The sequence below is a fragment of the Methylomusa anaerophila genome (assembly GCF_003966895.1).
Taxonomy (GTDB): Bacteria; Bacillota; Negativicutes; order Sporomusales; family Sporomusaceae; genus Methylomusa; species Methylomusa anaerophila.
Genome location: NZ_AP018449.1, coordinates 4,148,805 through 4,171,943, shown reverse-complemented (window position 1 = coordinate 4,171,943; position 23,139 = coordinate 4,148,805). Strand labels below are relative to the sequence as shown.

General features: G+C 43.4%; 20 protein-coding genes and 2 pseudogenes. 21 read left to right on the top strand and 1 reads right to left on the bottom strand.

All coding sequences use genetic code 11. From position 1 onward, the window contains the following. The first annotated feature begins 63 nt into the window (after window positions 1–63). The 9 genes and pseudogenes from rseP to MAMMFC1_RS22995 form a co-directional block, all read left to right on the top strand. Window positions 64–1,119 carry an RIP metalloprotease RseP gene (gene rseP / locus MAMMFC1_RS19005; protein ID WP_126310012.1) on the top strand — a complete coding sequence of 352 codons (1,056 nt, stop codon included), beginning with the start codon at window positions 64–66 and terminating at the stop codon, window positions 1,117–1,119. A 49-nt stretch (window positions 1,120–1,168) separates the two neighbouring features. Further along, complete coding sequence (gene ispG / locus MAMMFC1_RS19000) at window positions 1,169–2,236, top strand: flavodoxin-dependent (E)-4-hydroxy-3-methylbut-2-enyl-diphosphate synthase (RefSeq protein WP_126310779.1); 1,068 nt, start codon at window positions 1,169–1,171, stop codon at window positions 2,234–2,236. A gap of 2 nt (window positions 2,237–2,238) precedes the next feature. Continuing rightward, on the top strand, window positions 2,239–3,954 hold the full coding sequence (locus MAMMFC1_RS18995; RefSeq protein ID WP_126310011.1) for a proline--tRNA ligase: 1,716 nt from the start codon (window positions 2,239–2,241) through the stop codon (window positions 3,952–3,954). A gap of 37 nt (window positions 3,955–3,991) precedes the next feature. After that, window positions 3,992–7,687 (top strand): PolC-type DNA polymerase III, encoded by a 3,696-nt coding sequence (locus MAMMFC1_RS18990; RefSeq protein ID WP_126310010.1) that lies wholly within the window; start codon window positions 3,992–3,994, stop codon window positions 7,685–7,687. Window positions 7,688–7,928: 241 nt separating this feature from the next. After that, a complete protein-coding gene (locus MAMMFC1_RS18985; protein WP_126310009.1) occupies window positions 7,929–8,387 on the top strand; it encodes a ribosome maturation factor RimP in 459 nt (152 codons plus the stop codon). Between the two features lie 29 nt (window positions 8,388–8,416). Further along, window positions 8,417–9,505, top strand: coding sequence for a transcription termination factor NusA (nusA, locus tag MAMMFC1_RS18980; protein ID WP_126310008.1), 1,089 nt, complete (start codon window positions 8,417–8,419; stop codon window positions 9,503–9,505). Then, entirely contained in the window at window positions 9,502–9,768 is a 267-nt protein-coding gene (gene rnpM, locus MAMMFC1_RS18975; protein ID WP_408631220.1) for an RNase P modulator RnpM, read from the top strand. Before nusA ends, rnpM begins: the two co-directional genes overlap by 4 nt. Then, window positions 9,761–10,060 (top strand): L7Ae/L30e/S12e/Gadd45 family ribosomal protein, encoded by a 300-nt coding sequence (locus tag MAMMFC1_RS18970; RefSeq protein ID WP_126310007.1) that lies wholly within the window; start codon window positions 9,761–9,763, stop codon window positions 10,058–10,060. Before rnpM ends, MAMMFC1_RS18970 begins: the two co-directional genes overlap by 8 nt. Before the next feature lie 53 nt (window positions 10,061–10,113). Further along, window positions 10,114–10,200, top strand: a pseudogene (locus MAMMFC1_RS22995) (translation initiation factor IF-2 N-terminal domain-containing protein); the annotation flags it as partial. Between the two features lie 124 nt (window positions 10,201–10,324). Here the strand turns inward: MAMMFC1_RS22995 and MAMMFC1_RS22990 are convergent. After that, window positions 10,325–10,591 (bottom strand): hypothetical protein, encoded by a 267-nt coding sequence (locus tag MAMMFC1_RS22990; RefSeq protein WP_408631255.1) that lies wholly within the window; start codon window positions 10,589–10,591, stop codon window positions 10,325–10,327. Window positions 10,592–10,968: 377 nt separating this feature from the next. On the opposite strand from MAMMFC1_RS22990, the pseudogene infB reads away from it, so the two are divergent. The 12 genes and pseudogenes from infB to MAMMFC1_RS18910 all read left to right on the top strand — a co-directional run. Next, a pseudogene (gene infB / locus MAMMFC1_RS18965) lies at window positions 10,969–12,750 on the top strand (translation initiation factor IF-2); the annotation flags it as partial. 22 nt (window positions 12,751–12,772) lie between these two features. Further along, window positions 12,773–13,126, top strand: a complete 354-nt coding sequence (rbfA, locus tag MAMMFC1_RS18960; RefSeq protein ID WP_126310005.1) for a 30S ribosome-binding factor RbfA — start codon at window positions 12,773–12,775, stop codon at window positions 13,124–13,126. 7 nt (window positions 13,127–13,133) lie between these two features. Beyond that, window positions 13,134–14,105 carry a DHH family phosphoesterase gene (locus MAMMFC1_RS18955; protein ID WP_126310004.1) on the top strand — a complete coding sequence of 324 codons (972 nt, stop codon included), beginning with the start codon at window positions 13,134–13,136 and terminating at the stop codon, window positions 14,103–14,105. Then, window positions 14,105–14,992 (top strand): tRNA pseudouridine(55) synthase TruB, encoded by an 888-nt coding sequence (gene truB / locus MAMMFC1_RS18950; protein WP_126310003.1) that lies wholly within the window; start codon window positions 14,105–14,107, stop codon window positions 14,990–14,992. The genes MAMMFC1_RS18955 and truB overlap by 1 nt, the downstream gene beginning before the upstream one ends. Window positions 14,993–15,027: 35 nt before the next feature. Beyond that, window positions 15,028–15,975 carry a bifunctional riboflavin kinase/FAD synthetase gene (locus MAMMFC1_RS18945; RefSeq protein WP_126310002.1) on the top strand — a complete coding sequence of 316 codons (948 nt, stop codon included), beginning with the start codon at window positions 15,028–15,030 and terminating at the stop codon, window positions 15,973–15,975. 281 nt (window positions 15,976–16,256) lie between these two features. Next, window positions 16,257–16,523 (top strand): 30S ribosomal protein S15, encoded by a 267-nt coding sequence (rpsO, locus tag MAMMFC1_RS18940; RefSeq protein ID WP_126310001.1) that lies wholly within the window; start codon window positions 16,257–16,259, stop codon window positions 16,521–16,523. Between the two features lie 128 nt (window positions 16,524–16,651). Then, a complete protein-coding gene (locus MAMMFC1_RS18935) occupies window positions 16,652–18,757 on the top strand; it encodes a polyribonucleotide nucleotidyltransferase (protein WP_126310000.1) in 2,106 nt (701 codons plus the stop codon). Between the two features lie 159 nt (window positions 18,758–18,916). After that, window positions 18,917–19,645, top strand: coding sequence for a polysaccharide deacetylase family protein (locus MAMMFC1_RS18930; protein WP_126309999.1), 729 nt, complete (start codon window positions 18,917–18,919; stop codon window positions 19,643–19,645). Between the two features lie 139 nt (window positions 19,646–19,784). After that, a complete protein-coding gene (locus MAMMFC1_RS18925; RefSeq protein WP_126309998.1) occupies window positions 19,785–20,690 on the top strand; it encodes an N-acetylmuramoyl-L-alanine amidase family protein in 906 nt (301 codons plus the stop codon). A 310-nt stretch (window positions 20,691–21,000) separates the two neighbouring features. Next, complete coding sequence (locus MAMMFC1_RS18920; RefSeq protein ID WP_232035544.1) at window positions 21,001–22,200, top strand: M16 family metallopeptidase; 1,200 nt, start codon at window positions 21,001–21,003, stop codon at window positions 22,198–22,200. A 35-nt stretch (window positions 22,201–22,235) separates the two neighbouring features. Then, the gene (gene dut, locus MAMMFC1_RS18915; protein WP_126309996.1) at window positions 22,236–22,685 is read left to right on the top strand and encodes a dUTP diphosphatase; all 450 of its coding nucleotides are present in this window, start codon (window positions 22,236–22,238) and stop codon (window positions 22,683–22,685) included. Between the two features lie 124 nt (window positions 22,686–22,809). Continuing rightward, window positions 22,810–23,136, top strand: a complete 327-nt coding sequence (locus MAMMFC1_RS18910) for a hypothetical protein (protein ID WP_126309995.1) — start codon at window positions 22,810–22,812, stop codon at window positions 23,134–23,136. The last annotated feature ends 3 nt before the right edge of the window (window positions 23,137–23,139 follow it).

The following is a 23,139-nucleotide window of genomic DNA, read 5'->3' as shown; positions in this document are numbered from 1 at the left end:
TCCTGAGAAAAGTACGATTAATTTACGATTAATTAATGAAAGGTTGTGGAATGTCTGTTATCAATGTTGATTGCTACCATAATTCCTATAATTGCCGCTATCTTTGTCTTCGGGCTGTTAATTTTGTTCCATGAACTTGGTCATTTTATAACCGCTAAGCTTGTCGGTATGCGGGTTGACGAATTCGCTATCGGCTTTGGCCCCAAACTGGTTAGCCGTCAAGTTGGTGAAACAATATACTCCATCCGCATTGTGCCCCTTGGCGGTTTTAATAAAATTGCCGGGATGGATCCAGACGAAGAGCAGGATGAAAGGTCTTTTAATACTAAACCGGTTTGGGCCAGAATGCTTGTAATCGTAGCGGGATCAGCGATGAACTTTGTCTTGCCGGTCATTTTATTTTTTATCGTATTCGTAAGTGCAGGTGTAGACACCCCCTCTGATCAACCAATTATTGGTACAGTGTTTCATGATAGGCCCGCAATGCTTGCCGGTTTAGTTGCCGGAGACCGTATCATAGCCGTTAATGGCGCAAAAATTGATTCCTGGCGTCAATTTGTTCAGGTAATTCAAAGCAATTCAGGCAGCAAGCTGGTTGTAAATATCGAGCGAAGCGGGGCGAAGGAATTTCAAACAATCACAGTAACTCCTGAATACGATACCAAAGCTAAACGAGGTATTATCGGAATTACTCCCCTAATTATTCATGATCAACCCGAAGCATTTGAGTCATTAGGACTTGCATTCAAACAGACGTATAGTATCGGCGGCAGTATGCTGGTTGGCATTGGTGAAATGCTTACAGGTAAAGCTCCGGCAGACGTTGCCGGTCCAATCGGAGTCGCTCAAATGGCAGGCGAAGTTGCTCAGCTGGGCATAATTCCGCTATTGCAATTTGCCGCATTCTTAAGCATTAACCTGGGGCTAATTAATTTGCTGCCTGTCCCTGTTTTAGACGGCGGACATGTAGTAACTTTAGCGGTAGAAGGCATCCGGCGTAAACCGTTAAACAAAAATCATATGCAATTTATTCAGATGATTGGCTTTGCCTTATTATTGCTGCTCATGATTGTTGCAACATTTAAGGATATATCAAGATGGCTGGAGAAATTGGGTTGAAACTATTGGTTTATGGTGGTGTCGGTTGATGGTTGATAACGTGATAACTATGCAAAGAAAAAAAACGCGCCCGATCCGTATCGGCGATATTACAGTGGGCGGTGAAGCTCCAATATCCGTCCAGTCTATGACCAATACCAGGACCGATGATGTTGATGCGACTGTGAAACAAATAGAACAGTTACAAACTGCCGGCTGCGACATTGTGAGAATTGCGATACCTGATATGGCTGCGGCACAAGCTGTTGAGCAAATAAAAAAAGCAACGAAAGTGCCTTTAGTTGCTGATATTCATTTTGATTTTCGTTTGGCGATTGCCGTGATGGAGCGCGGGATAGATGCTTTACGCCTTAATCCAGGTAATATTCAGGCTGCAGATCATGTTGCGGCTGTTGTCAAACAAGCAAAAAAGAGTAGAATTCCTATCCGGATTGGCGTAAATGCCGGTTCATTAGAGCAAAGCATACTAGCCAAGTACGGGGGGAGACCAACTGCTGACGCCATGGTTGAAAGCGCTATGGGACATGTGAATATATTGGAAAGATTAGGCTTTCATGATATAAAAATATCATTAAAAGCCCACGATGTACCGCTTACTGTTCAGGCCTACCGTATGATGTCGGAAACTGTAGACTACCCGCTTCATTTGGGAATTACCGAAGCGGGAACCGTCAAATCAGGAGTAATAAAATCCGCCGTAGGCCTGGGGGCGCTGCTGGCAGAGGGTGTAGGCGACACTATAAGGGTTTCTCTTACTGGCGATCCGGTGGAAGAAGTCAGAGTAGGCAGTGAAATTTTAAAATCTTTAGGGCTTAGGGAATATGGACCAACTCTAATTTCCTGCCCTACCTGCGGACGCTGCAGGATTAATTTGCAATCCATCGCGGAAGCGGTAGAACAGCGGCTCACTGCAATACGTAAACCCATAAAAGTCGCTGTAATGGGGTGTGTGGTCAATGGACCGGGCGAGGCCAAAGAAGCAGATGTTGGCATTGCCGGCGGCACAGAACAGGGCCTTATATTTCGCAAAGGACAAATCATAAGAAAAGTTTCCGAAACGGAACTTGTCAATTCATTATTTGAGGAAATCGATGCAATCATTAGGGAGGATATATAACGATGCGAGCTTCACAACTCTATGCTCCGACTCTGCGGGAAACTCCTGCCGAAGCCGAAGTAATTAGTCATCAATTGATGCTGCGAGCCGGTTTTATCAGAAAAGCAGCTGGAGGTATATACTCCTATCTGCCGCTAGCGTGGCGGGTTCTGCGGAAAATCGAAAATATTGTACGGGAAGAAATGGACGCGAAGGGGGGGCAGGAACTCTTCATGCCTGTTATTCAGCCGGCGGAAATGTGGATGGAGACAGGGCGTTGGAGCGTATACGGCGATGAAATGTTTCGCTTAAAAGACCGCCATAATCGTGACTTCTGTTTAGGTCCGACTCACGAGGAAATGATTACTACTCTTGTAAGAGGAGATGTTCGTTCTTATCGTCAATTACCCCTTCGCTTGTATCAAATTCAAAATAAATATCGTGATGAAATCCGGCCTAGATTTGGTCTGATGCGGGGGCGCGAATTTATTATGAAAGATTTATATTCATTCGACAAGGATGAAGCTGGTCTTGATGAAAGTTATGATAAAATGTATGATGCTTATACAAAAATCTTTAGCCGCTGCGGACTTACGTTTAGGGCCGTTGAAGCCGATTCAGGCGCTATTGGCGGCAGTGGTTCCCATGAATTTATGGTAATTGCTGATTCCGGTGAAGCAGCAATTGTTTATTGTCCATCCTGTGAGTATACCGCCAACGTGGAAAAAGCTGAATTACATCCAATTATTCACGCTGACGAAGAATTGTTACCATTAACAATAACAGACACTCCTGGTACAAAAACTATCGCGGCTGTTAGCAAATATTTAGGTGTTGCTCCCGCGAGAACTATAAAGACTCTTGCCTACATTACCGACGGGGAACAGCTGATTTTTGCGCTTGTTCGCGGGGATCATGAAGTTAATGAAATTAAGTTGTTAAATAAGTTGAAATGTTTGCGTATTGATTTAGCTACGGAAGATGTCATTACCAGAATAACCGGCAGTACGGTAGGATATCTGGGACCCGTCGGTGTTCAAAATTCAGAAAAAGTTGCAATCGTGGCTGATCACTCTGTTATGAACATGTACAACGCGGTGTGTGGAGCCAACCAACCGGAGCGGCATTACATTAACGTTAATCCGAAGCGTGACTTCAGCCCGTTTCTTGTTGCTGATATTCGTTTAATCCGGGAAAATGATCCTTGTCCCCGCTGTGGCATCAAGGTTAAAACTACCAGAGGGATTGAAGTCGGTCAGGTATTTAAATTATACACTAAATACAGTAAGGCGCTTCAGGCGACATTCATCGACGAGAATGGCATAGAAAAGCCGATGGTCATGGGGTGTTACGGGGTTGGGGTCAGCCGGACAATGGCTGCTGCTATTGAACAGAATTACGATGAGAACGGCATTATTTGGCCGGTACCTATTGCTCCTTACCAGGCGGTAGTAGTGCCTGTTAACGCAAAAGATGAAGCGCAGATGTCCTTAGCGGAAAAGATATATTCAGAGCTTAACGGTAACAGCATCGAAACAGTGTTGGATGATCGTAATGAACGACCGGGCGTTAAATTTAAGGACGCCGACCTAATTGGCTATCCTTTACGCATAACGGTTGGACCGAAAGCTTTAAGCGAAGGCCTGATCGAAGTCAAAATACGCCGTACTGGTGAAACCTCCTTTTTTAAAGCCGAAGATTATATTGGAAGCATTACCCAATTGATGTCCGGACTTTAAATTTTAAAAAGGCGTGATACTTAGTAGGGAGACGAGTATGTCTAGCTATTGTGTAATTCCTGAAGGAATATCGAATTTATATCAATTTATCGCAGGACTTGAACTTAATATTGTAGATTCGGGGTACGAGGCCTTACGGTCTGCCAGAATCAGTAAGGTTGAAATCAATACGGAATATGGCAGTTCAGGATCATGGAAGATTTTTCTTAATGTTCAAAAAAATATTCCGGATTCGATTTTAGCGCCGGCAGAAAAATACCTTTGCAGTCGTTGTGGATTGTCAAAAGTAGCATTCGTTCAACAACTTGGGGATTTAGCGGCGTATCTGTCTCAATGCTGGACTGAGTTTGTCGGTCAAGTATCTCAAGATAATCCGGCTGTGCGACATATTTTGTTAAATGCCTCATTCAGCTTTGACGGCGAAATTTTGTCAATTGAAACAGTTGGTAATTTATCGGCAGCAATTGTGGCCGACCGTGGCATTGATCATACCATAAAATCCTTTATCCTGCGTGAGTATGGTCGCATTTGTGAAATACGTTTTACCAACTCAGGACTGGCCGAAATTCCTGATGATTGTGAGTCTTCTCTCATGACTCCCGAATATGTGGAGGCTTTATCTGAAAATTCCGCTCCGAATAAAGTGAGGAATAATGACAGTCCGGTCATCTTTGGGCGTAATATCCGCAACATTAGTGATGCCGGACAACAAACAATCAGTTCAATTCAGGATGAAGTCCGCAATGTGGTTATTGTAGGCCAGATTATGAATTTGGAAGGGAAAGAGCTACGCTCAGGCCGCTTCTTACTTACTTATGATCTTATTGATAATACTGACGGTATAAGCAATAAAGTATTTTTTGACAATGAAGAGCAATTTAAAAAAGTATCGGCAGTTATCAAAAACGGACTATACGTAAAAGTGAAGGGAACCGTTCAGTTTGATAAGTTTTCCAATGAACTTGTTTTGTTTACAGACAGCATGTGCCGGGTAGAACGGGTGGAGAGAGAGGATACCTGTGAAACCCCGCGGATCGAACTTCATGCGCACACTAGGATGAGCACTTTGGACGCCGTAGTATCTATCAAAAGTTTAATCAAAACAGCGGCTAAGTGGGGCCATCCGGCTGTAGCCATTACTGACCACGGGGTAGTTCAAGCCTTTCCGGAAGCCCACGAAGAAGCGATTGAAGCTGGGATTAAAATTATTTATGGTATGGAAGGTTACCTTTTTGATGAAGATATTAATCAAGCCCGGCATATTGTAATCTTAGCGAGAAATAATATTGGCTTGCGCAACTTATATCGACTGGTTTCTATATCCCATTTAAGATATCTGCATCGCACTCCCCGCATTCCCAGGGCAGTCTTAAACGAGTACCGGGAGGGACTCATTTTGGGATCTGCCTGTGAAGCCGGCGAATTAATACAGGCCATTGTAAACGGTGCACCGGACGAACACTTGCTGGCGATAGCCGGCTTTTATGATTATCTGGAAATCCAACCTATTAAAAATAATGAATTTTTAGTTCGCAAAGGAAAAATTGCCAATCAAGATGGTTTGCGGCAAATCAATATAAAAGTTTGTGAATTGGCAGCTAGATTGAATAAACCGGTAGTGGCAACCTGTGATGTTCATTTTTTGAATCCTGAAGATGAGATTTATCGCCGAATTCTAATGGCAGGCCAAGGATTTGATGACGCCGATAATCAGCCGCCGCTTTATTTTCGGACAACGCAAGAGATGCTTGAAGAGTTCAGCTATCTTGGGACCCAATTGGCATTTCAGGCTGTAGTGGAAAACCCCCGTCTAATTAATGATATGGTGGAATCCATTAAACCCATTCCGGACGAACTTTATTCGCCCCAGATACCAGGCGCGGAAGAGGAAATAAAGTCCATGTCTTACCAAAACGCCGAGGCTTTGTACGGCAGTCCCCTGCCGGCAATAGTGGCTGAGCGTTTGGAGTATGAATTGAACTCAATTATTAATAACGGTTTTGCGGTTTTATATCTAATCGCTCACAAACTGGTAAAGAAATCAATGGATGATGGTTATCTGGTTGGTTCCCGGGGTTCTGTCGGTTCATCCTTTGTTGCTACCATGACCGGCATCACGGAAGTAAATCCTTTACCGCCACACTGGCGCTGTCCTAACTGTAAGAACAGTGAATTTATCACCGATGGCAGTTACGGCGGCGGCTTTGATTTGCCTGATAAGGTGTGTTCAAAGTGTCAAACTCTGATGGTAAAAAACGGGCATAACATTCCTTTTGCGGTATTTATGGGATTTCATGGCGACAAAGTACCTGATATTGACCTCAATTTTTCCGGGGATTATCAACCGGTTGCCCACAAATATACAGAAGAATTGTTTGGAAAAGATAACGTATTTAGAGCTGGAACTATCGCGACTATTGCGGAAAAAACCGCGTATGGCTTTGTTAAAAACTATTGCGCCGAAAAGGGGATTGTAGCTAGAAACGCACATATTGACCGATTGGTCGCAGGCTGCACAGGGGTAAAACGTACAACCGGTCAGCATCCGGGGGGGATTATGGTTGTTCCGAGAGATATGGACGTGCACCATTTTACTCCTATTCAATTTCCTGCCGACGATAAGAATTCATCTACCATCACGACGCACTTCGATTATCATTCTATTAGCAGCAGGTTAGTTAAATTGGACATTTTAGGACATGACGATCCTACGGTAATAAAAATGCTGGAAGATCTGACCGGCATTGATGCAAAATCACTGCCGTTTGACGATAGGGAAACAATGAGTTTATTTTCATCGACTGAGGTGCTAAAGCTTACAGCGGAGCAACTGGGCAGTACGGTGGGGACCTTTGGGATTCCCGAATTTGGCACTAAATTTGTCCGTCAAATGCTTGAAGATACTAAACCGAAAACATTCAGTGAGCTAGTTCGTATTAGTGGTTTTTCCCATGGTACAGATGTTTGGCTGAATAATGCTCAGGATTTGATAAAGAGTGGTACGGTCAGGCTTTCCGAGGCCATTTCTACCCGTGATGATATTATGGTTTATCTCATTCATAAAGGTGTAGAACCGCAAACTGCTTTTAAAATAATGGAGGGCGTACGCAAAGGAAAAGGAGTCAAACCGGACGATGTAGAAAAGATGCGGGCTAAAAATGTTCCGGAGTGGTACATTGAGTCCTGCCAAAAAATTAAATATATGTTTCCCAAAGCCCATGCCGTTGCTTATGTTATGATGGCATTTCGTATTGCTTATTGCAAGGTCCACTACCCGCTTGCTTTTTATGCTTCCTATTTTACCGTTCGGGCAACGGAATTTGACGCCGGCCTTATTATTCAAGGTGAAGGTGCCTTAAGGGCTAAGTTATTGGAATTTGAGCAAAAAGGCAATGCTATGACGGCTAAGGAAAAAGGTCTGCAGACAATTGTGGAGATGGCACTTGAGATGTATTTAAGGGGTTATACATTCCGGCGAGTAGACTTATATACCTCAGACGCAACAAAGTTCATCATAGCTGATGATGGGCTTTTGCCGCCGCTTGCGTCACTGCAGGGACTTGGAGATGCGGCGGCTCACAATATCGCTGAAGCCCGGCGGAAAAAACCTTTTTCATCTTTGGAAGATTTACGTTCACGGGCCCGAATATCGAGGGCAGTCATCGACATACTGAAAGAACATGGCTGTTTGCACGATATGGATGAAACAGACCAAATTATGTTGTTTGCATGATTTTCCTAATAGGCAAAATTTACGTTAAATTTGTTGTGTTATTTGTTTCTAGGTGTTATAATATTGTAGAATTAAAGTTTTAACTGTTTCAAGAGTGGGTGAAAAGCCCACTCTTTCATCTTATTGCTGTATTTCGCCATTTCCAATATCAGGGTATAAGCATACATAGCAATAGGTTACAATAAAGATACCGGATATGTAGCGTTTCGCTGAATCACTTTAATATTGGGGGTGTGGTATTTTGGCCAGAGAAAAAATTGAAGAAGCTGTAGAAAAAATCGTCAATGATATTATTGCTGGAACCGGGCTTGAGGTTGTGGATGTTGAGTACATAAAGGAACGAGAATGGTACTTAAGGATTTTTTTAGATAAAGAAAAAGGTATTGAATTAGATGACTGCCAGTGGGTAAGTGAGCGGGTGGAAGCCAAATTGGATGAACTTGACATTATTAAAGAAAGATATTATTTAGAGGTCTCTTCGCCAGGTTTGGATCGTCCTCTCAAAAAAAATCGCGATTATGTTCGCCATAAAGGGGACAAAGTGGAGATAAAGACCTATGAACCTGTAGATGGACAGAAAGTTCTTATCGGAACGCTGGTAGATTTGATTGACGACATTATTACAATTAATATCGGCGGGGCCGAAGTACACCTTCCTAAAGAAAAAGTGGCGCAGGTCAGACTCCATATCGACTTTTAAATCAAGAAAATTGAATAGGGGGAATATTGGTGAATGCTGAATTTATGCAAGCTTTTGAGCAATTAGGTAGAGAGAAGGGGATTACGCCGGAAGTTCTGTTTGATGCCATTGAAGCCGCCTTGATATCAGCCTATAAAAGAAATTTCGGCTCTGCCCAAAATGTACGTGTGTCTTTAGACCGTATTACTGGTGAAATCCACGTATATGCTCGTAAAACTGTTGTTGATAACGTGGCCGATTCTCGTCTCGAAATCAATTTAAATGAAGCCAAAGCTATGGATCCTCGCTACGAGCTGGAAGATGTTGTCGAACTTGAAGTTACTCCCAAGAATTTTGGCAGAATAGCAGCACAGACAGCCAAGCAGGTAGTTGTACAACGTATACGGGAAGCTGAACGGGGTATGATTTACGAAGAGTTTTCTAACCGTGAAAGTGATATTGTTACTGGCATTGTCCAACGTATGGAGCAAAAGAATGTATACATAGACCTAGGCAAAGCCGAAGCCATTTTGGGTCCCTCCGAGCAAATGCCTGATGAGAGCTATAAACATGGTGATCGGCTGAAAACATATATCATTGAGGTTAAAAAAACTACCAAAGGGCCGCAGATTCTGGTTTCGCGCACTCATCCCGGCCTGTTAAAACGGTTGTTTGAATTAGAAGTGCCGGAAATCCATGACGGTATAGTGGAAATCAAATCCGTGGCGCGCGAGCCCGGACTACGATCTAAAATAGCTGTCCATTCCCGCGACGAAACTGTTGACCCTGTAGGCGCCTGCGTCGGTCACAAAGGAATGCGCGTCCAGACTATTGTCAATGAATTAAAAGGTGAAAAAATTGATATTGTTAAGTGGAATGTTGATCCAGCCAAATATATAGCCAATGCGTTAAGCCCTGCCAAAGTAGTATCTGTGGATGTGCAGGAAAACGATAAAATGTCCCGGGTTATTGTGCCTGATTACCAATTGTCGCTTGCAATTGGTAAGGAAGGACAGAATGCCAGGCTGGCTGCCAAATTAACAGGGTGGAAAATTGATATCAAAAGTGAATCTCAGGCTGCACAATTAGGGAATTCATCTGGGCAGGATCCTCTGCTTGCTGAGGAGGAACTGGTGTGAAACCGCGAAAGATACCCCAAAGAATGTGCGTTGGTTGCCAGGAAATGAAAAACAAGAAGGAATTATTAAGAGTTGTACGTACTCCTAACGGCGAAGTTATCTTAGACTCGACAGGAAAAAAAGCCGGACGAGGAGCATATGTTTGCCGTAGCGAGCAATGCTTTGCGAAAGCATTTAAAGAGAAGCGACTGGAACGCGCACTTAAACAAACTATTGAGGCGGAGGTTTACGAGTTGTTACGCTCAGGTATAACAAATGAATGAGCAGAAACTTATGTCAATTCTTGGCCTAGCCCAAAAAGCAGGGAAACTGGCATCCGGGGAATTCGCTGTTCAAGGAGCTATAAAATCAGGAAAAGCCAGGCTTCTACTGATTGCTTCTGACGCATCGGAAAGTACCAAGCAGACCTATCGTGATCAAGCTGCATACTATAAAATTGCTTCTTATGAAGCGTCATCCAAGGATCATTTAGGTCGATGTATCGGAAAAGCTCGACGAGCGGCGATAGCAATTATTGATGACGGTTTTGCAAAATCAATCGTTTCATTGCTCTAATCATATGGGTTAGATACCGCCAGGGGAGAGAAAGAAAATTGGGGGGTGGATCAATGTCAAAATACAGAGTATATGAATTGGCTAAAGAATTTAATACTTCCAGTAAGGTTATTATAGATATCTTGGGTAGACACAGCGTCACCGCCAAAAACCACATGAGTAGTGTTGATGAAGACGCGAAACAGGTGATAGAACACACGTTTGCGAGAAAAACAGGTCCGGTTGAAGAGAATAAGTCTGAAAAACAACCTATTAATGCCCAAGTCAATCAACCTGTCGACAATCAGCGGCAACGGCCACACCAGTCACAACAATCGCAACAGTCAACACCACAAGTTCAAGTACAGCAACTTCAACACCATCAGTCAGACAGACAAAATGTACAGCGACAGCAGTTCTCCAATAAACAATATCAACCCCGCGGGCAGAATGGGGGGCTACCTCAGCAGCAACGACCATTTCAACGCCAAAACCAGTCACCACAAAACCAGTCACCACAACAACGTCAACAATATCCGACCGACCGTCCAAATCAACAGCGTTCCCAGCAAAACAATCAAGGTTTTAGCGGGGGACAACAGAATAATAACTATCGTTCGAATCCTCAAGCTCAAGCGAATAGGCTCAACCAGCAGCGTCCACAATGGTCAAATCAAAATCAAGATCGCCCAGGACAAAACCGTCCTGTTGCATCTACAGCCGGAGTTTCTCAAATTCAGCAGACGGCGCACAATAATCGTCCAAGCAACGTGCGGACGGATAAACAGCAAGGGCAACATTCGCAAGGCCGTCGTCCTATGACTCCCCATAGTTCTGGTCCTAAGTCCTCTGGTACGGGGGGGCAAGGGGGTAGACAGAATCAGCACCAAAACCGCCACATACAAAATTCCCGTAACCCGCAGGCTAATATACCGGCTCCTGCTAAAGCCGAGCCGCCTAAACCAAAAGTTATCAAACTGGGGGAATCTATTTCAGTAAAGGATTTGGCGAGTAAGCTAGGACGTGAAGTTAGCGAAGTAATTAAAAAGCTCATGTTGTTAGGTATAATGGCCAGTATAAACCAAGAGGTGGATTTTGAAACAGCAAGCATTTTGGCCAGTGAGTTTGGAACTTCCGTTGAAGAGTTGCCGCCGGAAGAGGATCCTACGGAAATTCCGGAAATCGAAGATGATCCTAAAGACCTTGTCTACAGGCACCCGGTGGTGACTGTAATGGGTCATGTCGATCACGGGAAAACTTCTTTACTTGATACAATACGGCAAACTAATGTTACTGCCCAAGAAGCCGGTGGAATTACGCAACATATCGGCGCTTATCAAGTGATGTGCCAAGGCAAAAAAATTGTATTTTTGGACACTCCCGGACATGAGGCCTTCACAGCTATGCGGGCACGGGGCGCTCAGGTCACCGATATTGCTATTTTAGTAGTAGCGGCTGATGACGGCGTTATGCCGCAGACCATTGAAGCCATCAACCATGCTAAGTCGGCCCAAGTGCCGATTATCGTGGCGATTAATAAGATAGACCGGGAGGGCGCCAATCCCGACCGGGTTAAACAACAACTCTCGGAACATGGACTTATCCCCGAGGACTGGGGGGGAGATACCATCATGGTTCCGGTTTCTGCTCATAAAAAGACAGGTTTGAATGAATTATTGGAGATGGTACTATTAGTTGCTGAAATGCTGGACCTGAAAGCCAACCCTAACCGGGCGGCCTATGGTACCATCATTGAAGCCAAATTAGACAAAGGCCGGGGTGTTGTAGCTACAGTTCTGGTACAAAAAGGAACGCTTAGAATTGGGGATTCGATTATTGCCGGGACTGCTTTTGGCAAAGTACGGGCGATGATCAACGACCGCAGCGAGAAAGTGAAAAAAGCTGAGCCATCAGCACCGGTAGAGGTGTTAGGTTTAGCTGAGGTACCTCAGGCCGGCGATAATTTAGTAGCTGTTGACGAGAAAACGGCCCGCATAGTTGCCGAGAAACGTCTGGCTAAAAAACGCACGGAAGAACAAAAGCAATCGCAAAAAGTATCTCTGGATGAATTGTTTAAGCAAATTCAGGAAGGTAACTTAAAAGACTTGAATATCATTGTAAAGGCTGATGTTCAAGGATCGATTGAAGCATTGCAACAATCTTTGGTTAACTTACAAAATAAGGAAGTGCGGGTAAATATTATTCATGCCGGTGTTGGAGCTATTAATGAATCCGACGTCATGCTGGCTTCAACGTCTAATGGTTTGATTATCGGCTTTAATGTTCGCCCTGATGGCAATGCCCGGAAAGCTGCTGAAAACGAAAATATTGACATCAGAACGTATCGGGTAATCTATGATGCTATTAACGATGTGGAAGCTGCGATCAACGGTATGCTGGCGCCGGAATTGAAAGAAGTGATTCATGGCCGGGCGGAAGTACGGCAGGTGTTTAATGTGCCTAAGGCAGTGGTAGCAGGTTCTTATGTTCTGGAAGGCAAAATTACCGGTACTTCTCAGATTCGGCTGATTCGTAACGGAATTGTAGTACATGAAGGTAAAGTTGAGTCTTTGCGTCGTTTTAAAGATGATGTAAAAGAAATTGCACAAGGATATGAATGCGGTATTTCCCTTGAGAAATACCGGGATATTAAAGAAGGCGATATCATGGAAGCTTTTTCCATGGAAGAAGTCGCGCAAAAGCCCAGCTAGGGTTTCTGCTTGGAGGGATATCATGGGTCAACTGCGGGTAGAGAAGGTACAAGAGTTTATAAAACAAGAAATCAGTCAGATTATATTAAGTGAATTGAAGGATCCCCGGATCGGTTTTGTCACGGTAACCCGGGTAGAGGCAAGCGGCGATTTGCGCAGCGCAAAAGTATATCTTAGCTTAATGGGAAACGAAGATCAGAAACTGGTAACATGGCAAGGATTACAATCGTCTTTAGGTTTTTTACGTACGGAAATAGGCAAGAGAATCCGCATGCGCTTTACTCCCGAGTTGTCACTGCATCTTGACGAGTCTCTTGATCATAGTGCCAGAATTCAAGAACTATTGCTTAAAATTAAGCAGGAAGAAGGCGGTTAGTAGCGTTATGGAGATATCACTCGCAGTTAGTGCCCAATTACTGCGTAAAGCGTTTAATATTGTGCTAACCACTCATATTCATCCTGACGGCGATGCCCTAGGGTCATTATTGGCGCTGTATTTCTATTTAGTGTCCACAGGAAAATGTATTCGTTTGTTATTAGATGATGATATACCAGCCTCGCTAGCTTTTTTACCTGGCACCGAAGAGATTCAAAAGCTGCCTGAAACCCCCGAAACTGCTGATTTGCTTGTTGTCTTGGATGCAAGCGATGCCGAGAGAATAGGCAAGGTTAAACATATGGTAAAGGCGCCGATTCTCAATATTGATCACCATATTTCCAACACCAAATATGCGGACTACTTATACCTCGATAGCGCTGCAGCGGCTACAGGCGAGATTATTATGCAGCTATTAGAACTGGAGAAAGCCTCAATCACTAAGGAAATGGCAACATGTCTATTTACAGCAATAGCTACTGATTGTGGTTTCTTCCGTTATGCCAATACCTCGCCCAATGCTCTCCGTTATGCAGCGGATTTGGTAGAGTACGGAGCCAAGCCGAGTAAAATTGCGGAGTGTCTTGATACAAGACCGCTAGCCGCAATTAAGGTCTTACCGAAAATTTTAGAGACGCTTGAAATTCGCGAATTGAGCGCAACCGGACAGGTTGCTTTTCTAACAGTTATGCCGTCACTTCTTCAAGAACTAAATGACGATACTGAGGGGCTTATTAATTATCCGCGAAACATTGCCGGTGTGGAAATTGCCGTATTATTAAAAGTGGTTAATGATAATGTAATTAGAGTCAGCTTGCGATCAAAAATTACTGATGTTAGTCGTGTTGCCCTTACATTTGGCGGCGGTGGGCACGCTCGCGCCGCCGGTTGCACAATTAATGGACCGGTGGACCTGGTGAAAGATCAACTTATTTCTGCTATTGAGAAACTGTCGAAAAATGATGGGAGATCAGGATAATGATCTCAGGGGTACTCAATATTCTCAAACCGCCAGGCATGACCTCTCATGACGTTGTGTCTTTCATTCGCCGGATCTATGGGATTAAACGGGTTGGGCATGCCGGAACCCTTGATCCTGCTGCGGCCGGAGTATTGCCGGTATTTATCGGCAATGCCACCAGGTTAATTGAATACACGACGAATGATGACAAGAGCTACCGGGCCGAAGTGACTTTCGGTTATGAAACGGATACCGCAGACGACACCGGCAGGATCACTTATACTGCTATTGATTGCGCTGTTCCTGAGCCGAGTCGGATCGAACAGGTGCTTGTTTCATTCTTAGGCGAAATTACGCAGATTCCACCTATATATTCTGCTATCAAAGTTGGTGGTAAAAAGCTTTATGAACTTGCGCGGGCGGGAGTGGATGTTGAGCCAAAGCCAAGAAATATTATAATTTATGATATTTCATTGGTCAAAGCCAATTACCATAAACTTTTATTTGATGTCACGTGTTCTAAAGGTACTTACATACGCTCCCTATGCGTTGATATTGGTAAAAAACTCGGGTGTCCGGCCGTTATGTCTTTTTTGGTGAGGACGCGTGTCGGCCAGTTTTTTCTAGAAAACTCTTGGACTATCGAAGAAATTGCCGCCGCGAAAGAAGAAGCTATACTGCCGGCCGACCGTGTTTTAACAATACCCTCCGTAGTGTTGACACCTGATGAGGCTAAAGCCATTTGCAACGGCCGGAGCGTTCCCTATGCTTATAATCATGAGATTCAAGTTTTGAAACAAAGTGTCAAAATATATGATCAGTCTAATACGTTCATTGGAATTGGACTGCTTTTTAAGAAGACGGAAGGACAGCACGTTCTTAGTCCGGTAAAAGTTTTAAATTAAGTTGTCAAACTGATATTTTAGGAGTATTTTGCTTTATGAAAGTATTTACTCACCTTAGTGATATTCGTGATATTTGTGATATTTTTAGACTCAATCAAACGGTAATGGCACTTGGTACATTTGATGGCGTGCATGTGGGACACAAAAGAATTATTTCTCATACGGCAGAGTTAGCCAGAGTTATTTTCGGTACGAGTGTGGTTTTCACTTTCAGCAATCATCCACTTTGTATTATTGATCCTGAGCGCTGTCCCTCGCAAATTATTACAGCGCAAGAAAAAGCACGTCTTATTGAGGCTTTGTCAATTAACATCTTTCTCAATATCCCGTTCACGGAACAAATGCTACATTTGAGCCCGGATAATTTTATTTCCTTGCTTCTTAAATACTTTGATCTGAGGTACGTCATTATTGGATCTAATTATACATACGGTTTTCGCGGCGCCGGTACTGCTGAAACTTTATGCGAAGCAGGTATTAAGCATGGTTTTAAAGTAGAGATAATTGATACTGTATGTGTAGACGGCCTGCCAGTGAGCAGTACTGCGGTTCGGCAATTAATCGCCGCTGGTGACATCAAACTTGCGTCCAAATTATTAGGCCGAGTTCTAACCATTGAAGCACAAGTAATAAAGGGCGATGGCCGCGGGCGTACATTGGGATATCCTACTGCTAATCTCTCCATTCCAACTGGTTTGCTGGTTCCCAAAGATGGTGTGTATGCCGTAAGAGTTTTAATTGAAGGTATAAGACGTAATGCAATTGCCAATATTGGTGCCAATCCCACCTTTACTGGCAGTGATCGGCGAATCGAAGTGTATATTTTGGATTATTCCGGTGACCTTTACGGCCGATTTTTGCTGGTTGAGTTTGTAGATAGAATTCGGGACGAAATTGCTTTTAGCAGTGTAGAGCAACTGACGACGCAAATTGCCAGCGATATTTCTGTGGCCCAAAACCGGATCTTTTCCAGACAAATGTAATTATTTAGGAGTTAGGAGTCAGGAGTCAGGAGTCAGGAGTCGAGAAAAGAGAACGGTCGTCTCAAAGCAATCAGATTCTGACTACCGAATTCAGAATTCTGAATTCTGAATTCTGAATTCCTAAAAAGCAACAAATAATATTTGCATTGACTACATGTTTGTGGTAATATTTACTTCAGTGCATAGCATAGCACTAGATACATCATGAACCATGGCGAGGATAGTCGATTCTCCGGCGATTGTCTTGGCTAGAGGGGATTAGAGGAAGAGGAGGTGACCACATGTTGACGCCGGAAAATAAACAACAGCTCATTGAAAAATATCGTATGCACCCTAACGATACAGGATCGCCTGAAGTACAGATTGCAATTCTGACCGAAAGAATCAACTATTTGACCGGGCATTTGAAAGAGCATAAGAAAGATCATCATTCACGGCGCGGTCTTTTGAAGATGGTTGGTCAACGCAGAGGATTGTTGAATTATCTGCGTGACAACGATATTGAGCGCTATCGCACAATTCTCGAAAAACTCAATCTCAGAAAATAAAAAAGCGGTCTGCCGCTTTTTTATTTATTTACAGGTTAAACCAAAATAAAAAAGGGAATAATAAGAAAAATGTCGAAGTTGAATTCTTTGTGAAAAAGAAAAGGGGTATAAGAGGAGGAAAACAAAATATGGAAGTATTTCAATTGGAGATAGGCGGTCGTGCTTTGACTATTGAATCGGGCAAGATGGCTAAACAGGCAAATGGAGCAGTGCTAGTCCGATACGGTGACACGGCAGTACTGGTTACTGCCACTCAGTCGGCGGAACCCAGGCTTGGTATAGATTTCTTTCCCTTAACCGTTGACTATGAAGAAAGACTGTATTCGGTAGGTAAAATTCCCGGTGGCTTTATTAAGCGTGAAGGCAGACCCAGTGAATCGGCAATATTAGCCGGCAGGTTGATTGACCGTCCGATTCGACCTTTGTTTGCTGATGGTTTACGTAATGATGTTCAAATCGTGGCGACGGTATTATCTGTTGATCAGGATAATCCCCCTGATATTCCGGCAATGATTGGCGCTTCTTGCGCTTTAGGCATATCGGACATTATTTTTGGCGGCCCAATTGGCGGGGTACGTATTGGACTTATTAATAATCAATTTGTTGTAAATCCTACTGTTTCCCAACAGGGCTGCAGTGAACTTAATCTGGTTGTAGCCGGCACCGAAGATGCCGTGCTTATGGTCGAAGCCGGTGCCAACGAGCTGCCGGAAGAAACTGTTTTAGATGCAATTATGTTTGGGCATGATATCATTCGCCAAATCGTTAATTTCCAAGAAGATATTATTACTAAAGTAGGAAAACAAAAGAAAGAAAAACCGCTTTATGAAGTTCCGGCAGAAATAGACACTGCTGTAAGAGAGTTTGTCACTGACAAATTGCAAGTGGCGGTATCAAACCCGGATAAACTGGAACGGGAAGAAAAGATAAAAGAAATAAAGAACCAAACAGCGGAGCATTTTTCTGCTATTTTCCTTGAAAACGAAAAAGATGTTTCCTACATGATACAAAAAATTCTCAAAGAAATTGTCAGAAGGATGATTACAATTGATAAGATTCGTCCTGATGGCCGGCAAGTGGAGGAAGTCAGGCCAATTACATGCGAAACTGGATTGCTGGCCCGTACTCATGGCTCGGGCTTGTTCACCCGCGGACAAACGCAGGTACTTACCATCACTACTCTTGGGGCTATCGGCGATGAGCAAATACTGGATGGTTTGGGAGTTGAGGAATCTAAACGATATATGCACCATTACAATTTTCCTGCCTTCAGTGTGGGGGAGACCCGCCCGTCGCGGGGACCCGGAAGACGGGAAATTGGGCATGGTGCCCTGGCCGAGCGTGCTTTGGTACCGGTTATTCCTCCTGAAAGCGAGTTCCCCTATACTATCCGCCTGGTTTCGGAGGTGCTGGAGTCTAACGGATCTACATCCATGGGAAGTGTTTGCGGCAGTACTTTATCCTTAATGGATGCAGGGGTGCCGATAAAGGCGCCTGTATCCGGCGTAGCGATGGGTTTAGTTAAAGAAGGAGACCATTACACCATTTTAACAGACATTCAAGGAATGGAAGACGCTTTAGGTGATATGGACTTTAAGGTTGCCGGCACTGTTAACGGAGTTACAGCGGTACAGATGGATATTAAAATCGCCGGTATCAGCAAGGGAATACTGCAGGATGCTTTGGCGCAGGCTAAACGGGGCCGCATGCATATTCTTAGTAAAATGCTTGAGGTGATTAGTGAACCGAAAGCCGAATTGTCTCCGTATGCTCCGCGCATCATCACGATGGAGATTGATCCTGATAAAATCCGCGATGTTATTGGACCAGGCGGTAAGACGATCAAGAAGATAATCGAAGATACGGGTGTCTCTATTGACATTGAAGACGACGGCAAGGTCTTTATTGCCGCAGTTGACGTTGAAGCTGGACAAAAGGCTGTGCGCATCATAGAAACATTGGTGCGAGACGTGGAAGTTGGCGGTGTATACATGGGTAAGGTTACCCGCTTAATGAACTTTGGTGCATTTGTTGAAATTTTGCCGGGCAAGGAAGGTCTTGTCCATATCTCCCAGTTAGCTAGAGAGCGGGTAGCAAAGGTTGAGGATGTTGTAAAGCCTGGTGATGAAATTCTTGTAAAAGTAACAGAAATTGATCGTCAGGGACGAATTAATCTTTCACGTAAAGAATTGCTGAAAGCTGAACAACATGATCGGGACAAAACTTCAGAATAAGAAAATAGCGATTTTGATAAAAAAAACATAATCAGATTTGGTTATGTTTTTTTCTTTAATCCGTTCCGCATAAAATAAAACGACAGGTACGTACATAATTTTTGAGTCCGGTTAATAAATTGTAATAATACATTTAGTAGCTGGACGGGGGTTGATTCAATGCGGCGGAAATGGAATACGATAGTTATACGAAAAATTCCTGCTTGGTATGTACTATTTTCGGCGGCCTTCTGTCTATTTGTTGCCATGCTATCCGGGAATTTGCAGCCTTGGTACACAAATAATTTTTTGCATACCGGCTTGCAGCCGATTTCTCAGGGAAACACGGCGGAACCTAAAGTGGCTTTGGCCTGTAATGTGTTTTGGGGCGAGGAGTTTTTGCCCCAAATGCTTGATACGCTTGCGCAACAGGATGCAAAGATTACGTTCTTTATTGGCGGGAGTTGGGCGAAAAAATATCCGGAGATGGTTAAGACCATAGCTGATGGCGGACATGAACTTGGCAATCATACCTATAGTCACCCCCATCCCAATAATTTGAGTAAAGAGAAAAATCAAGAGCAAATTATTAAAACAGAGGAATTGGTACATAGCATTACTGGAATCAAAACTAATCTTTATGCTCCTCCTTACGGTGAATATAATAATACCGTTCTCATGGCGGCGCACGAGTTAGACTACAGGACCATTATGTGGAGTATCGATACCATTGACTGGAAACGCCCTCCGGCACAGGTAATAAAAAATAGGGTGATAAGTAAACTGCACAATGGAGCAATCATTTTGATGCATCCGACGGCACCAACTGCAGAAGCTTTACCTGAACTTCTAAGGGAAATAAAAAATAAAGGATATACAGTCGTTAAGGTGAGTGATATACTTCAATAACAAAAAAAGGCAGGCAATAGCCTGCTTTTTTTATTGCTATAATTGCATTTCTATGATAATATTGTTAACATAACATAATTTAATAGAATCAGATGACAAGTAAAAGTTCCCGACACTTTCAGGAGTTTAGGAGGTTATAGTGCATAACAAAAAACTAATGTCATATATTCTGGCGTTACTGATGTTGCTTAACATTTTGGGATCGGTGCCGGTTGCATATGCTGCATCTGGAAATGGACTTAGCAGTACAATGAATGCTTTAACCTCTCCTACAATGCCGAATCAGTCAGGAACTGATGGCAATATTAGCGGCACGAGTTTTTTTGAGCAGGTTTTTAGTTTACTGTTTGATAAAATTTTAGGGCCGATATTAAATATTATTGGTGGGGGAAAATCCGCTGCCAATCCGGTCGACCCTTTGATAAAAGTTACTCCCCTGCCGTCGAAAGGAAATTATGGACAGGTTGTAGACAACGGTGTACTGCGAGGAAAAGTGATTGTTGTTGATCCAGGGCACGGAGGCAGCAACCCCGGCGCCATGGCTTACGGTACTCGTGAATCAGATAACAACTTAGCAGTAAGCTTGAAATTAAGAGATAAACTTGCAAAAGCCGGGGCGGTTGTAATCATGACGCGGGAAACCGACCGCACTGTTGCGGCTGAAGGCGGCACGCTTGGTCAAGAACTTGCTGCCAGAGTTGATATTGCTGAATCAAATCATGCTGATATGTTTGTCAGTGTTCATTCCAATTATAATACTGACCCAACTATTGCTGGCGCTATGACTTTCTACCCTAGCGGTAGATCGTCTGAGCTCGCACGCAGCATACAGAGTGCTTTAATTCAGGAAACCGCCACTGTTGATAAAGGCGTATCCCCTGCAACTTATTATGTGCTTCGGAACACATCCATGCCAAGTATTTTGGTCGAGATGGGTTTTGTCACCAACAAAGCAGAATCTGCCAGGCTGCAGGACGAGGGATACCGTACGAAGCTTGCTCAGGGAATCTATAACGGCATAGTAAGGTATTTCAACAACCATTAAAAAATCAAACAGAGACTCGGGAGTTACTCAGTCTCTGTTTTTTTCTTTGTTTTCGGATAGTATTTCGGTATAATAATGTTAATACATTGTATTATATATGTCGCATTAAAGAATGACATCCGGGTATTAGGATAAGCTGAGGTTAAGCGACAGCGTCGAAGCGTTCCTAATACCCGGATATAATTTCAATTCTTTAATGCGGTTCATATAGATGAATTAATTATATTCATTTTAAGAAAAGGGGCAATATATGTATTGTAAATCGGTATTACCTAATGGAATCCGGATAGTGTCGGAAACAATTCCCTATGTGAAATCAGTTACCTTAGGCGTATGGATAGGAACGGGGTCCCGCTTTGAGGATGAGAAGAGTCACGGTATTTCACACTTTCTCGAACATCTTATGTTCAAGGGAACCGGCAGGCGTTCAGCTAAAGACATCGCCGAAGCCATCGACGCGGTTGGCGGGCAGTTAAACGCTTTTACCGCCAAAGAGTATACCTGCTATTACATCAAAGTATTGGATGTTCACCGGGAACTAGCAATGGATATACTGAGTGATATGCTGTTAAATTCTAAGTTCGCAGCTGAAGATATTGAGCGCGAACGTCAGGTCGTTTTGGAAGAAGTTCACATGTATGAGGATTCCCCTGATGAATTAGTTCATGATATCTATCTTGATGCGGTTTGGCCCGGACATCCATTGGGAAGAAATATTCTGGGGGCGGAAGAGTCAATAGAGGGATTTGATCGCAGATTAGTCTTGGACTTTTACCACTCGCATTATACTGCGGATAATATAGTTGTTGCGGCGGCAGGCAATTTGGAGCACGAGGCGCTGGTTGAATTGGCCGGAAAACATTTTGGCGGTTTTTCGGGAAACAAAAAAGATGCTCTTGTACATCCGCCGCAGTATACTCCTACACGATTAATTCACTCCAAAGAGACTGAACAAGTGCATTTATGTTTGGGTACCGCCAGTGTATCGCAAAGTTCTCCTGATATTTACCCTACCCATATAATCAATAATATACTGGGTGGCGGAATTAGTTCGCGTTTGTTTCAATCAATCCGGGAAGAACGGGGGCTGGCATACTCTGTCTATTCATATCAGGCAAATTACAGGGATGCAGGACTTTTTACAGTCTACGCAGGCACCCGCCCCAATAATATCGGCCAGGTCGTGGAACTGATCATGAAAAATATCATGGATCTGCAAGCAGGCGGCGTAACCAAAGAAGAATTTATTAAAGCGAAAGAGCAAATTAAAGGGAATCTTTTACTTGGATTAGAAAGTTCCAGTAGCCGCATGTCCCGCATTGGCAAAATGGAAATTACTTTGGGTAGATACATTTCCCTAGATGAAGTTGTTGACAAGATCGAACGCGTTGCGGAAGAAGATATTTGGCGAATGATAAAAAAAATGTTTGTTTCTGAGTCACTTTGCCTCACAGCTCTCGGTCCGATTCAGTCAGATTCTATTCCTGATGTTCGCAAGCCTCGGGAATAAATACTTTGCCGGAATTGATGATAGGAGATTAGGATATAATGATGCGTGGTTTTGAGAAGATTAGCACATATGAACATAAAAGCATTTCCCTACCTGGGCGCAAGACAAAGCAAAGCGCCGGTTACGACCTGGCTGCCGCCGAGGATGTTGTTGTTCCTCCCAGCCAAATAATATTGGTACCTACCGGCTTAAAAGCGTACATGCAACCTGACGAATATCTGGGAATTCATATCCGATCAGGACTTTCTGTCAAGCGTGGTCTGAGTCTCATCAACGGACAAGGTATTATTGATTCGGATTACTATAATAATCCGGAAAATGAAGGCCATATTATGATTGCCTTATATAATCACAGTTCTAGTTCGGTACACATTCAAAAAGGTGAACGTATAGCGCAAGGCGTTTTTTATAAATATTTACTGGCAGATAACGATGATGCTAATGAATCTCGCAGCGGGGGATTCGGAAGCACGGGCAACGAATAGAATAATATAATTTTGGACAGGGTTTTCCTGTCTTTTTTTCTAAATCCCTGGATTAGGACTCCTGAATAGTTACTATTTTTCTTTCATATACATATCATAGATGTTGACTGGGGAGGAGATCCTTATGTATACATGGGGAGCGTTATTGGCTGTATGTCTGCTAAGTGTCTGGTCAATATGGCTGCGAATCTGTCGTTCGCGGGTTAATTCAGGTGGATTGCCATCAGGGATAGAACCAAAGCCCACACCTTTGTCAACAGCAGTGCAAGATTTAGTAGCTACCGCTGGTGGCATATATATATCACTGGTCATGATTGTATCATTTTTAAAATTGAATATTCCTAATATTATTGGCCTGGGTGAGTTTTCTTTTGATCCTCTTGCTGTTACAGCAATTAGCTTGGCGATTGTTCAGCCTTTGGTCGCAAGAGTCATAGACAATATCAGTTAGTAA